11 protein-coding genes and 1 tRNA gene are annotated in these 11,852 nt (G+C 72.0%); 4 read left to right on the top strand and 8 right to left on the bottom strand.

The genetic code is table 11. The features are described from left to right. Nucleotides 1–44: 44 nt before the first annotated feature. The 5 genes from ACZ7LV_RS36325 to ACZ7LV_RS36305 all read right to left on the bottom strand — a co-directional run bounded on the left by ACZ7LV_RS36325 (nucleotide 45) and on the right by ACZ7LV_RS36305 (nucleotide 8,002). Nucleotides 45–455, bottom strand: a complete 411-nt coding sequence (locus ACZ7LV_RS36325) for a hypothetical protein (RefSeq protein WP_471945628.1) — start codon at nucleotides 453–455, stop codon at nucleotides 45–47. 177 nt (nucleotides 456–632) lie between these two features. Continuing rightward, the gene (locus ACZ7LV_RS36320) at nucleotides 633–2,045 is read right to left on the bottom strand and encodes a Cys-Gln thioester bond-forming surface protein (RefSeq protein WP_471945627.1); all 1,413 of its coding nucleotides are present in this window, start codon (nucleotides 2,043–2,045) and stop codon (nucleotides 633–635) included. A 270-nt stretch (nucleotides 2,046–2,315) separates the two neighbouring features. Continuing rightward, complete coding sequence (locus ACZ7LV_RS36315; protein WP_471945626.1) at nucleotides 2,316–2,807, bottom strand: single-stranded DNA-binding protein; 492 nt, start codon at nucleotides 2,805–2,807, stop codon at nucleotides 2,316–2,318. 458 nt (nucleotides 2,808–3,265) lie between these two features. Beyond that, on the bottom strand, nucleotides 3,266–5,683 hold the full coding sequence (locus ACZ7LV_RS36310; protein WP_471945625.1) for a YfjP family GTPase: 2,418 nt from the start codon (nucleotides 5,681–5,683) through the stop codon (nucleotides 3,266–3,268). Nucleotides 5,684–6,394: 711 nt separating this feature from the next. Continuing rightward, nucleotides 6,395–8,002, bottom strand: coding sequence for a dynamin family protein (locus tag ACZ7LV_RS36305; RefSeq protein ID WP_471945624.1), 1,608 nt, complete (start codon nucleotides 8,000–8,002; stop codon nucleotides 6,395–6,397). A gap of 321 nt (nucleotides 8,003–8,323) precedes the next feature. Between ACZ7LV_RS36305 and ACZ7LV_RS36300 the strand changes: the two genes are divergently transcribed. After that, nucleotides 8,324–8,399: transfer RNA gene (locus ACZ7LV_RS36300), tRNA-Arg, on the top strand. Nucleotides 8,400–8,488: 89 nt separating this feature from the next. Here the strand turns inward: ACZ7LV_RS36300 and ACZ7LV_RS36295 are convergent. Then, nucleotides 8,489–8,890 carry a DUF6416 domain-containing protein gene (locus tag ACZ7LV_RS36295; protein WP_471945623.1) on the bottom strand — a complete coding sequence of 134 codons (402 nt, stop codon included), beginning with the start codon at nucleotides 8,888–8,890 and terminating at the stop codon, nucleotides 8,489–8,491. Between the two features lie 198 nt (nucleotides 8,891–9,088). On the opposite strand from ACZ7LV_RS36295, the gene ACZ7LV_RS36290 reads away from it, so the two are divergent. The 3 genes from ACZ7LV_RS36290 to ACZ7LV_RS36280 all read left to right on the top strand — a co-directional run bounded on the left by ACZ7LV_RS36290 (nucleotide 9,089) and on the right by ACZ7LV_RS36280 (nucleotide 10,353). Next, on the top strand, nucleotides 9,089–9,547 hold the full coding sequence (locus tag ACZ7LV_RS36290) for a hypothetical protein (RefSeq protein ID WP_471945622.1): 459 nt from the start codon (nucleotides 9,089–9,091) through the stop codon (nucleotides 9,545–9,547). 7 nt (nucleotides 9,548–9,554) lie between these two features. Beyond that, a complete protein-coding gene (locus ACZ7LV_RS36285; protein WP_471945621.1) occupies nucleotides 9,555–9,800 on the top strand; it encodes a hypothetical protein in 246 nt (81 codons plus the stop codon). A 268-nt stretch (nucleotides 9,801–10,068) separates the two neighbouring features. Next, entirely contained in the window at nucleotides 10,069–10,353 is a 285-nt protein-coding gene (locus ACZ7LV_RS36280; protein ID WP_471945620.1) for a chaplin, read from the top strand. Between the two features lie 129 nt (nucleotides 10,354–10,482). Here ACZ7LV_RS36280 and ACZ7LV_RS36275 read toward each other — a convergent pair whose 3' ends face one another. Next, nucleotides 10,483–11,349: a tyrosinase family protein gene (locus ACZ7LV_RS36275; protein WP_471945619.1), complete on the bottom strand. Its 867-nt coding sequence runs from the start codon at nucleotides 11,347–11,349 to the stop codon at nucleotides 10,483–10,485. After that, the gene (locus ACZ7LV_RS36270; RefSeq protein ID WP_471945618.1) at nucleotides 11,333–11,779 is read right to left on the bottom strand and encodes a tyrosinase family oxidase copper chaperone; all 447 of its coding nucleotides are present in this window, start codon (nucleotides 11,777–11,779) and stop codon (nucleotides 11,333–11,335) included. Before ACZ7LV_RS36270 ends, ACZ7LV_RS36275 begins: the two co-directional genes overlap by 17 nt. Nucleotides 11,780–11,852: the final 73 nt, after the last annotated feature.

Here is an 11,852-nt window from a genome sequence, read left to right as displayed (position 1 = left end):
CCCGTCGCTCACCCAGGCGACGGCTCGGCTCAGGTCGTGGCCGGTCAGCCCCCGTGGCGCTCGTGGAGCCGCTTCACCTGCTCGACCCAGAAACAGAACCTCTCGTCGGCCGAGGCGCTCGCCGGGAGGAGTTGAAGCTCCTTCGCCAGCTGGTAGAAGCCCGGGCCGGCGTCGTTGGCGTCCAGGTAGGTCACCAGGGCCGAAAGCATCAGCGGCGGGTCCGTGGCGACCGTCTCCTGATCGCGCTGCACGATCAGACCGAGCAGATGCCCCATCGCGGCCCGCTCGTCCGGACGCCCGAAGTCGAAGGCACGACAGCCCGTTCGCCCGGCGAGAGTCACGTTGAGCTCGGTGTACGAGGTGACCTTGCCCAGCTTCGCCCGCTCGACGAGAAAGCGGCGCCCGGCATCCACCAGCTCGTCCCACTCACTGTCCGCACGACCGTATCCAGCCATCCCGCCCCCCGAAGTACGTCGATCGGTGAGATGGAAATTACTGCGGCCCGGTCGACGCCCACAATCGCTCGATGGGTGGATCCTCCAGCTCCGCAGGCCCGACGAGTCGCCTAGGAGACTGGCGCTGCTGATCGGAACAGATGCCGTGGGCTCTGCGGTGCCGTGTCGCCGCGTGGGTCAGGGCTGGTTCTTCCTGCGGACCAGGACCAGTGCCGCGCCGCCGATCACCACCAGGCCGATGGCCACGCCCGCGATCACCGGGGTCGCGCCGGAGCTGCCGGTGGCGGCGAGGTTCACGTCGGCGGAGGTGCTGCCGATCGTCGCCGGGCTCGGCTGGGTGAGGATCTGCGTCGACTCGCCCGCCTCGGAGACCTCGCCCGCCTGGGTGCGGCAGTCGAGGACGCCGGTGAAGCGCTTCTCGTAACCGCCGGGGCCCGTGATCGTGAAGTCGTAGGCCTGGTCCTCCTGGAGGGGCACGCTCACCGTGCGCGTCTCACCGGGCGCGATGGTGTACTGGGCGCCCATCAGCTCAAAGGTGAACGCCTCGTCGCCCTCGTTGATCGCGGCGATGTCCACGGCGCCCTCGGCGCAGTTCTCCGTCGCGGACAGCGCGGGTACGGCGCCCTTCTCCGCCCAGTTCGCACCCGCCGTCGCCGTCACCGTCGACTCGCTCGAACCGGCCAGGATCTGCGTCTGGCTCCTGGTCTCGGAGGCGAAGGCGCGACCGACCGGCACGGTGGTCGACGCCTGCACGGTCAGCTCGGCCGACCCGTCCGCCGTGTCCTCCGGCACCAGGAAGAACAGCTCACTGCCGTCCCGCGCGGTGGTGGCGTCCTTGCCATCCTTGCCGACGACGCGCACTCCCCTCACCGCGGCGTCGGCCGGTGGGGTCACCGTCACGCTCTCCGCGTTGGTGTGCACGGTCACCGGACCGAGCAGTCCACCGGGATGGCCGGAGAGGGCGGGCGGGTCGAGCGTCAGCGACGCCGGGGGTTCCGCCACGTCCAGGGCGCTGCGCTGCAGAAAGTCGGCGAGCTTCTCGGCCTCCGGGTCGACGGCCTCGACGTCCACCCCGTCCGAGTACCGCCAGATGGCCACCTGCGTACCGGCCGCCGCGTCCTGCTCGCTGAGGGCGCCCCGTACGCCCGCCTTCTTCGCCAGCGACGCCAGGTCGTTCACCTGCGGATAGGAGTTCTGCAGGATCCAGCGGATCCGGCCGGCGTCGTCGTTGGCGGCCAGCGAGGTGCCGCTCCAGGGCGTCTCGTGGTACTCGGCGTCCTTCTGCGTGGGGTTGTGGATGTCGACGCAGTACGTCTGCAGCATGCCGCCGCCCTCGACGGACATCTCGAACAGGCCCACCGAGATCTCCAGATCCCCCTCGTCGGAGTGCACTCTCGCCACGCCGTACGTCTTCAAGCCGCCCATGGTCGCGGCCGCTCCGCCCTGGGGCTGCGCGGGCGCGGTGTCGGCGACGGCGGGTCCGGCCGTCACCAGGGCGCCGCCGACAGCGAGTCCGGACGCCAGCGCCACGGCGGCGACACGGGCTGCGCCCCGCCCGCACGCGGACAGTGCGGAGAACGAAGAAAACACAGAATTCCCCTTCGAGCAGGACCCGTTGACGTGGGGGGGTACGGTCCCACCAGCAGAAGCTCAAGCCACAAGAGCCATGTTCGGCATCCTAGGGATGCGGGCGCACCAGGCTTCCCGGTGATCCCGCAGGACCGCGGATCCGAATCGCAATCGTTATCGCCCAGACCTTTTACGAACAGGGCTTATCGACAAATCCACCGAGGTCGAACTCGGTATGTATCCGGCGATAAGCCGCAGTTCGTCACACGACGGCGTCGCACCAGCGGCAGGTCATGTCACCGCCGCGACCTCCTGCCGCCGCGAGGACTCCGCTTCCGCCGTGCCGTCCTCGCTCTCCCCGCCCGGCGGCGTCTCCCACACCGGCTCCGGTGACTGCGGTGAACCGGCCCCCGCGGCATCGCTCTTGACACTGCTCCGCCGGAACGCCGAGGTCCCCCGCGCCAGATCGTGCCCGATCGCCACGGCGTCGATGTCGGCCGAGGTCCAGCTCTGCCCCTCGCGTACGTCCGTGCGTACCTTCAGCCGGCCCTGCACCACGACCGGATCACCCACCCCCAGGGAGGCCGCCGCGTTGGTGGCCAGCTGCCGGTTGGCCCACACCGTGAAGAAGTTGGTGTGGCCGTCCGTCCACATGTTCTTCTCGCGGTCCCAGTACCGGGCCGTCACCGCCAGCCGGAACCGTGCGGACGGGCCGGTGGCCAACTCCCGGTAGACCGGCTGCGTCGCCACGTTCCCCACCGCGCACACCATCGTCTCGTTCATGCTCGTCGCATCCCTCCCCCGCCCGGCCGCTCGCACCGGGCGGACACACCCACGGGCCCGTCCCGTACGGCTGCGTCTGCCGACGGCGGCCGCGCTCTCCGCGTACCGCCACCTTGGCGATGGCCGCACCGATTCGCGTACCGCCACCGTGGCGACGGCCACACCGATTCGCGTACCGCCACCTTGGCGACAGCCGCACTGGTTCGCGTACCGCCGCCGTCGCGGCGACCGCGTCCGTCGTGATCGCCGCGAAGCCAGACTGCCTCCGCCGGAGCGAGCCCGCCGAGCGCTGTTGACGATCCCCGAGCCTGTGGAAAAGTCCGCCACCCGTTCGAGGGACAACCCGCGAGGGCGCACCCGGAAACGCTCTTCCAGGGCACTCGGAAACGCTCTTCCCGGGCACTCGGAAACGCTCTTCCCGGGCGCGCTCCCAGACAGCGCGCCGCGCTACCGCAGCCCTACTTCACCCCCGCCGTGGTCCCCATGACCCGCGCGTACTGCTCCCGCACCTCCCGGTACCGCAGCAACTCCGCGGCCACCGGATCCAGCACCCGAGCCCGCCCACACCCGGCCGCGGCCTCCCGCAGTCGCCGCTCCGCCTCCAGCCCGTACCGCCGGGACGGCCCCCGCGCGGCCAGTTTGCAGCCCCACTCCACGAGCGGGCCGCCGATGATCCCGGACAGCATCAGCAGCACCGGCACCCCGAGATTCGGCGCCATGACCCCGACGATCTGCCCCACCAGCCACAGCCCGCCCACGATCTGCAGCAGCGTCATGGACGCCTGCACCAGCACGGCCGCCGGCCACCACCCCGGCCGGGGCGGCCTCCCCGGCGGCAACCCGGCGCGCGCCGCGAGTTCGTCGAGCGCCTCGGGCAACCCCTGGGACCCGCGCGCGGCGGCCTCCCGCACGGCCTGGGCCCACGGCGCGGGCAGCCCGGCCGACGCCTGGTCGGCCACCGTACGCACCGCCTGCTCCACCCGCTGCCGCGCCGTGGCCTGCTCGTCGGCCTGCGAGCGCAACGGGAGTCGTCCCGTCGGGAGTTCGCTCCGGTCCTGGACCCACCGCCACAGGCGCAGCCAAGGCGTCCCGCACGCGCGGTTGGCATTGCGCAACCAGGCCCGTTCGGCCGCCTCACCGGCGGCGGTCGCGCCCACGGCGTCCGCGAGCCGCGCCGAGAACTCGTCGCGCGCCTGCTCGCTGAGCCCCGTGCGCCGCCGGGTGGCGTAGACCGGCCACAGCCGTGCGGCGGCGGCATCGAGATCGGCGGAGATACGCCGTGCCGCGGCGCCCCGTTCCGTCACGAACTGCCCGAGCACCTCCCGGAGTTCCCCCAAGCCCTCGCCGGTGAGCGCCGACAGCGCGAGCACCGCAGCACCGGGTTCGCCGAACTCCCCCAGCGCGATGCCGTCCTCGTCCAGCAGCCGCCGCAGATCGTCGAGCACCTGGTCGGCCGCCTCCCCAGGGAGCCGGTCGACCTGGTTGAGGACCACGAACATGACCTCCGCGTGCCCGGCCATGGGCCGCAGATAGCGCTCGTGGAGTACGGCGTCGGCGTACTTCTCCGGATCCACCACCCAGATGACCGCGTCCACGAGGTCCAGCAGCCGCTCGGCCTGCTCGCGGTGCTGTACGGCCGCGGAGTCGAGGTCGGGCAGGTCCACCAGGACCAGCCCGCGCAACTGTTCCTCCGCCTCCGGGCTCTGCAACGGGCGCCGGCGCAGCCGCCCCGGGATGCCGAGCCGGTCGATGAGGGTGGCCGCGCCGTCGCTCCAGCTGCACGCGATGGGTGCGCCCGTCGTGGGCCGACGTACGCCGGTCTCCGAGATCGCCACCCCGGCGAGCGCGTTGAACAACTGCGACTTCCCGCTGCCGCTCGCGCCCGCGATCGCGACGACGGTGTGCTGCCCGGAGAGCTTGCGCCGCGCGGCCGCCTCGTCCAGCACCCGGCCCGCCTCGGCCAGCGTCCTGCTGTCGAGCCGGGTGCGGGACAGCCCCACCAGCTCCCGCATCGCGTCCAGCCGCGAGCGCAACGGACCGTCGTACGCCAGCGGCGCCACGCTCTGCGGCCCGGTCGTCCGGGTCGGCACGACGGCGGCCTGCTCGCCACCGGTTCCCTCGGTCACGCGGCGCGCGATGAGCCCGTCGTCCCAGGCGCCCTCGGAGTCCTTGCGACGGGAGGGGACGTCGCGGCGGGTGGTGTCGCTGCGGCTCGGAGGGCCGACGTGGAGAGGCGGACCGGAGCGTCCCGTGGTGCTGTCGGGACGGGCGCCGCCCCGGCTGCCGGCGTCGTCGCGCCGCAGGATGCCGGAACGGCCCTTCGTGTCGTCGCGCCGAAGAATCCCGCCACGCGCCTTGGCCTCGCTTCGTCCTTTGGCGTCGCTACGCCCCCTGGCGCCGCTACGCCCCTTGGTGTCACTCCGTTCCTTGGCGTCGCTACGTCCTTTGGCGTCGCTACGCCCTTTCGTGTGGCCGCGCCCCTTCGCGTCACCCTGCCCCTCCGCGTCGACCCGCCCCTCCGTGCCACCCCGCCCCTTCGTGTCGCCACGTCCGAGCGTGCCGGTACGGCCCTTGGAGTCGTCGCGCGAGGGACCCTCCACGCGCGCGTGCCCCTCGCCCCCCTCCGAGGAGTCGCCGCCCTGCTCTTCCTTCGCCCCGGACTCCCCCGCCTTGCGCAGGGCCCTCCAGGGCCGCCTGAACGCCCCGCTCGCCCAATCCGTCCTCCATGAGGAGTCCTTTTTGGCGGCGGAGGCGTCCTTTTCCTCGTCGTCGTCCTCAGCGGAGCCCTTCGCACCGTTTCCGGAATCGACGCTCTCCTCCGCGGCGCCCTTTCCAAAATCGGCACCCTGAGGGGAGTCCTTTCCGGAATCCCCCATGGGCTCCTTTTCGGATTCCTCCTCCACGGAGTCCCCGTCGGCGGCTTCAGGCTCCTCGAGGGAGGGGTCCTCGGGAGTGGGTTCCGCAGGGTCGGGGCTCGCGGAACCGTGCGCCTCGGAGTCGGGCACTCCAGAGGTACGCCCAGCGGCCTCCCCCTCAGGTGTACGACCCTCGGAGCGAGCACCTTCGGGATCACCGGATTCGGCGTGCCGGACCGTCCACCCAGCGGGCCACCCCGCCATGCGGCCGAACTCGCGCGCGCCCGCCACGCCCGCCGTTTCCGACCCCTCCGGCCCCCCGGACCCACCTTGCCCCTCAGACCTCTCAAGCCCCTCGGGCTCTGTGATCCCGGTCGGCCCTGACAGCCCTGCTGACCCCTGTGGCCCCACTGTCCTCTCAGACCTCGGTGACCCCAGCGACCCCTCAGACCCCAGTGACCCCTCAGACCCCTGCGACCCCTCTGACCCCTGCGACCCCTGCGACCCCTCTGACCCCTTCACCTTCTCCGACCCTTCCGACCTCTCCGGCTTCGGCAGCTTCACCCGTGCCTCCGGCTTCTTCGACCCGTCCGGCCTCTCCGACCCCGTCGGCCTGCCCGCTGCCTCCCGCGCCTCTCGCGCCTCCCGCACCTCCGCCTCCTCCGGCCGCCTCGCCGGCTGCTCGGGATCGGCGTGTTCCGTGTGGTCCTGGTCAGTGACGGCAGTCACCGGTCACCTCTCCTTCTGCAGTACGGACAACGCGGCAATGAGTTCCGCCTGCGGTTCGGGATGGACGTCGAGGGCGTCGAGGGGCGCGAGGCGGCGCTCGCGTTCGTTGTGCATGACCCGGTCCACACAGTCGTTGAGCAACCGCCCGCCCCGGTCCCGCAGCCGCAGCGCCCCGTGCGCTCCGAGGCGTTCGGCCAGGCCCTCGCCCGCGGAACGGGCCCGGCGGCCGCCCAGCAGCGCGGTGACGACGAGGACGGCGACGACCTCCGGATCCGGCGCGATGCCGCGGTCGAGTTTGCGGACCTCTTCCTCCGCGTACTCCTCCAGCTCGCGCCGCCACCGCCGTACCGCCATCCCGATGCGGTGCTCGGCGTTCTCCGTGGACACGTCCCGCTCCGCGAGCTCCGGCGCGGCCGCCGCGGGTTCGCGCCGCCAGGCCTCGTCGACGCGCTCGTCGGCCGCGGTGACGGCGCACAGCAGCAGGGCGCCGAGGCTCTCCACGAGGGTGTCGAGAAGCTCGCCGGCCTTGCAGTCGAGCGGAAAGGCCCGCCAGCGCTTCAGGGCGTCCCCGGCGAGGACGGCACCGGACTGCAGACGCCCTCGCACGCGCGCGTGCTCGCCGTCGTAGGCGAGGTCCACGGCGGAGGTGAGCCGGAGGGCGGCCGCGTACTGGGCGGCGGCCGCGCCGGCCAGCTCGGGCAGCCGGGACTTCAGGGAGGTGAGGACGCCGTACGCCGTACGGGCCATGGTGTGCTGGCGGGTCGCCGGGTCCTGGGCCTGCTGGACGAGCCAGGTGCGCAGCGACGCGACGGCGGTGGCCGGCAACAGGCCGCCGCCCCAGGCGGACTCCGGCAGCTCGGGCACGGTGAAGCGGGGTACGTCGCCGAGGCCGGCCTTGGTGAGCAGGGCGGCGTACTGCCGGGAGACCTCGCCGACCACCTGGTGGGGGACCCGGTCGAGGACGGTGACCAGGGTGGCGTCGTACTCCTTTGCGGTGCGCAGCAGGTGCCACGGGACCGCGTCGGCGTAACGGGCTGCCGTGGTGACCATGACCCAGATGTCGGCGGCGCAGATCAGCTCGGCGGCGAGGGTGCGGTTGTCGGCGACGAGGGAGTCGATGTCGGGGGCGTCGAGGAGGGCGATGCCCCGGGGCAGGGTCTCGGCCGTCTCGATGCGCAGCACGCGGGTGAGGTTGTCGCCGGGGGCCACCGGATCGTCGTCGGGCTCCTGGTGAGGCACCCACACGCGCGCGAGATCGGGCAGTACGCGCATGCCGCTGAACCAGTGATGGTCCTCCGGATGGCAGACGAGTACGGGCGTCCGGGTGGTGGGCCGCAGGACGCCGGCCTCGCTCACCCTGCGGCCGACGAGGGAGTTGACGAGGGTCGACTTGCCGGCCCCCGTGGAGCCCCCCACCACGGCCAGCAAGGGCGCTTCCGGCGCTCTCAGGCGGGGCACCAGGTAGTCGTCGAGCTGGGCGAGCAGTTCGTCGCGGTTGGCACGCGCGCGCGGGGCGCCCGCCAGGGGAAGCGGAAAGCGTGCGGCGGCGACGCGGTCGCGCAGCGCGGAAAGTGCGTCGAGCAGCTGAGGCCGTACGTCCAAGGTCACCACATGCGAAGAATGCCCAATTTTACGTGATATCTGAAGCATATGAGCATGTCTGCGCGCCGACGGAACACAACGGACGGAAGGGGCGACCGGGACACGGGCACAGTCGAGGCATAACGAGTGCACAACACCCGGCGCGCGAGACGCCAAAAGCGATGCACGATTCGTACCTGCCTGCGATTATCAGGACCGCTTCACCGAACCTCCACATCGAGCCACGGAGGCGAAGCAACAGGGTCAAGGATCCGGGAGCCCTATCCTTGTCCCCGGCGACGTCACGGATCGGCCCACACCCGGGCACCCACGACAGAGGCCACACACCCGGCCCCCGTAGCTCAGTGGATAGAGCAGGCGCCTTCTAAGCGCTTGGCCGCAGGTTCGAGTCCTGCCGGGGGCGCCAGTCTCCGCCCTCCTACCCGGGAGGGCTTTTTGCTACCCGCCCCAGGCCCAGGCCATCCGACGCCGACGGCGTGACCCCCGGCTGGTCCGCTAGCGGCGGAGCTGGGCCGCCAGGAACACCGCTGCCACCGAGGGGCGGACCGCGTACGTCGCGCCCGCGCTCCCCTCGGGCGCCTCCCACCAAAAGAACGGGTACCGCCGCCCACTGTTGCCGTGCGCCTTGGCCATCCCCGACAGCACACCCGCCACACGCCGCGCCGGATCACCGTCGTCGGGGCCGCCCAGGACCTTGTCCACCAGTTCCGTGCAGTGGACCCTCCGGCCGGGGTTGCGCAGCAGGTACTCGAACACCCTCAAGGCCTGGGGCGCGAGACCGTCCAGGAACACGGCGGCGCGTTCCACGTCCTCCGGCCCCCAGTCGGGGGCATCGCGGTGACCCTCCGCGCCGGAATGCTCGGCCCACCGCGAATCGGCCTCGGCCAGGTACACCATCGTTCCCGTCGCCCCCCTGCGCCCGCTGTCGAGAGCCCTCATTCTGCCCCGGCCCACGCGCACCGCAAGACTGCTCGTCAGCCGCCGCGGCGTTGATCACTCACGGTGATGAATCGACCGGACCAAAGCAACTCCGGGCCGCCGTCCGCGTTGCTCCGGGTACTCATCAGGAGATCATCAGAAGGGGCCGCCCGGGTCATGCACAACATCAGGCGTCTCTTCACGGCACTGGCCACCGCGGGAGCCGTCCTCCTCGGCACACCGTCCGCCGCGCACGCCGGGGCGATCGGGTCGACTCCCGTGCGCACCTTCCAGTACAGCGTGGGCGGCATGACCATGAAGGTCCCGACCGGGTGCATGTTCACGCATGTCGTCCGAGGCGGCGGCAGGAAGATCACCTACCAGAACGCGGGTGTCGACTGTGCCTTCGTCGCCGCACTCAACAGCGGTTTCTGCAACTGGCGCATCGACTTCACGTACGCCGACACCGACAACCGCGTCTACCGCACCGCACGCGGCAGGACCCACAGCGAGTGCAGGATCGACCCCATGCGGACCAACCCTCCGCAGACCCTGCCTCGTTATGGAAAGGCATGCGCGCGCCTCTTCGTCAACGGTGTGCGTCGTGTGAGTCAGTGCCACCACATCACGAAGTGAGCCGTTCATGATCGAGCAAGGACAGGGGCAGGGCTCGGGCAGGGTGGAGGAGAGGGGACGACAGAGGGTCGGGGCGGTCGCGTTCGTCGTGGGGCTGGTGGGGGGCCTTGCCTTCTTCGGGTTCTTTCCCGGGTTGCCGCACGTCATCGACTGGGGTGCCGTCCTGGTCTCCCTCGCCGTGGGTGCGGCGGCCCGGTGGGGCGGCCTGGCGTGGGCGGCGCGGAGGACGCGGAAGAAGGCCCGAGAGGTGTGAGGCGGCGGCACTCGCTCGAACTCCCGGGACTGCGGGCGGGACCGCCCCGCCCGGGACGCCGGGTCCGCCCGAGCGGCAGCGTTCGTGCGCCCGGCGGCGCCCCCCGCTCGGCAGGGTGAGACACGCCCCCGCGCGTTCGACCGCGGAGCGCCTGTTCACAAAGGGTGATCCGCAGATGATCACCGTTACCCTGCCCGGCCGCCCGCGTTGAACGGTGAGTCGGCGGCACGTCTGCTGCCGCGCTTTCCGAGCAACTAAGGAGAACGTGATGTCACGCATCGCGAAGGCAGCCGGTGTGGCTCTCGGCACGGGTGCCATCGTCCTCAGCGGAGCCGGCCTGGCCATGGCGGACGCGGACGCCCTGGGGGCGGCCGCCGAATCGCCGGGCGTGCTGTCGGGCAACGTCATCCAGGTCCCGGTCAACATCCCGATCAACGTGTGCGGGAACACGGTCGACGTGATCGGGCTGCTGAACCCGGCCTTCGGCAACATCTGCGAGAACAACGGCGACAGCAGCACCAAGGACAAGGCCGTCGACGGCTACGGCAGCTGAGACGCCGTACCCCACGGGGCACTGACGAGCGCACCTCACGAGGTTCCGGTCAGTGCCCCCGAGGTGCCTTCCGTACCTCATGAGCCCCGGCACCCCCGAGCGCCGGGGCTCCTGTGTGTCCGGGCCGGCTCACCCGTACCGGTAGAACCGCCCGTGGTCCTCCAGCTGATCCGGCGTCACGCTCCACGGCGGCATCGCCTGATGGCGCGCCACCACCCGCCCGCGCTGCGCGTCGCCCTGTCCGAGCGGCGCGGCCGGCAGGTAGCGGTGGTTCCGGTGCCGCGCCTGCCAGCGGGACCACAGCAGGTCCACGTAGGCGTGGTGGAGCCAGAAGACCGGATCGTTGACGGAGGCGCCGCCGACCATGACCCCGCCGACCCAGCGGTGCACCCGGTTGTGGTTCTTCCAGGAGACGCTGCCCCGCCCGGCGCCCCACCCCTCCAGCTTGTTCCGGAAGCCCTTCGCGACCGTGGAGTCCCAGGGCGCGGCGTCGTAGACCGGGTCCTTCAGCGCCGTCTCCACGTCACTCCTGGTCGGCAGCGCGATCGGGTCCCGCGCGCGGCCGAGGTCCCGGGTCAGGAACCGCACGTCCGAGACGTTCTCGTTCAGCCTCCAGTTGCCCGCGGCGTACGCGAACGGACCGGTGGTGACCTGCCGGTCGGACCGCCGCCCGTTGCCGCCCAGCAGGTCGGGCGTCCAGGGCACCGAGGTGGTCCCGCGGTCCCGGGTCCAGTCCCAGTACGGCACCGTCACCGACGGATCCAGCCGCTGCAAGGCCCGCTCCAGCTCCAGCAGGAACTGCCGGTGCCAGGGCAGGAAGGAGGGCGCCATGTGGGCCGTACGCAGCCCCCGCTCGCCGTCGGCGACGTAGTACGCGATGTGCATCCGCACGAACTCGTCGTACTCGCCCCGCCGTTTCAGCCCCAGCAGCGCGTCGACGAACCGCCGCTTCTCACCGGGGGTCAGCGTGCTGACGTCCTTACGCGTGTACGCCATGGTGGGCCCCCTCAGTCAGCGGCAGCTGTCCCGTCGTACCCAGTTCGTCGACGGCCGCGCGGGCCGCCTCGCGCGGGGTGGGGTACGAGCAGTAGTGGTCGATCATGCTCAGCCAGGTGCCGTCGGCGCGGCGCATCAGATGCAGCGGGCGGCCGTCCACGGTGACCTGGCCCCCGCTCCCCCGGATCCGCCGGCCCCGGTACGTCTCGTCGAAGGTGTCGCCCAGGAGCTCGCCGGGGTCACAGGCCGGCACCGCCAGCACGGCGGCCGACGCCAGCAGCCCCCGTACGACATCCCGTCGGGTGCCCCGCGCGACGGTCCCCGCCACCCGGACGGCGCCGCGGCGCCGCGGCCCCGCACCCCCCGCGGCCCCCTGTCTCACGGCCCCGCCGCCCCCCGCACCCTCCGCCACTCCGCCGCCGACGACCATCGTGTGCTCCTCCTCCGGTTCGGTTGTCGTACCGGAGTAACCGCGCGGCACCCCCGGCGGTCACCGTAGGGGC

The organism is Streptomyces sp. NPDC107562 (assembly GCF_055657325.1).
The sequence above is the reverse complement of the archived record's forward strand: the minus strand, read 5'-3'. Positions and strand labels throughout refer to the sequence as shown.

Bases quoted from the DNA above. Each gene is read 5' to 3' on its own strand.
- ACZ7LV_RS36280 (WP_471945620.1), top strand. From the start codon at position 10,069: ATGTCACGCATCGCGAAGGCAGCCGGTGTGGCTCTCGGCACGGGTGCC.
- ACZ7LV_RS36290 (WP_471945622.1), top strand. From the start codon at position 9,089: ATGCACAACATCAGGCGTCTCTTCACGGCACTGGCCACCGCGGGAGCC.
- ACZ7LV_RS36270 (WP_471945618.1), bottom strand. From the start codon at position 11,779: ATGGTCGTCGGCGGCGGAGTGGCGGAGGGTGCGGGGGGCGGCGGGGCC.
- ACZ7LV_RS36285 (WP_471945621.1), top strand. From the start codon at position 9,555: ATGATCGAGCAAGGACAGGGGCAGGGCTCGGGCAGGGTGGAGGAGAGG.
- ACZ7LV_RS36295 (WP_471945623.1), bottom strand. From the start codon at position 8,890: ATGGTGTACCTGGCCGAGGCCGATTCGCGGTGGGCCGAGCATTCCGGC.
- ACZ7LV_RS36325 (WP_471945628.1), bottom strand. From the start codon at position 455: ATGGCTGGATACGGTCGTGCGGACAGTGAGTGGGACGAGCTGGTGGAT.
- ACZ7LV_RS36275 (WP_471945619.1), bottom strand. From the start codon at position 11,349: ATGGCGTACACGCGTAAGGACGTCAGCACGCTGACCCCCGGTGAGAAG.
- ACZ7LV_RS36310 (WP_471945625.1), bottom strand. From the start codon at position 5,683: ATGGGGGATTCCGGAAAGGACTCCCCTCAGGGTGCCGATTTTGGAAAG.
- ACZ7LV_RS36315 (WP_471945626.1), bottom strand. From the start codon at position 2,807: ATGAACGAGACGATGGTGTGCGCGGTGGGGAACGTGGCGACGCAGCCG.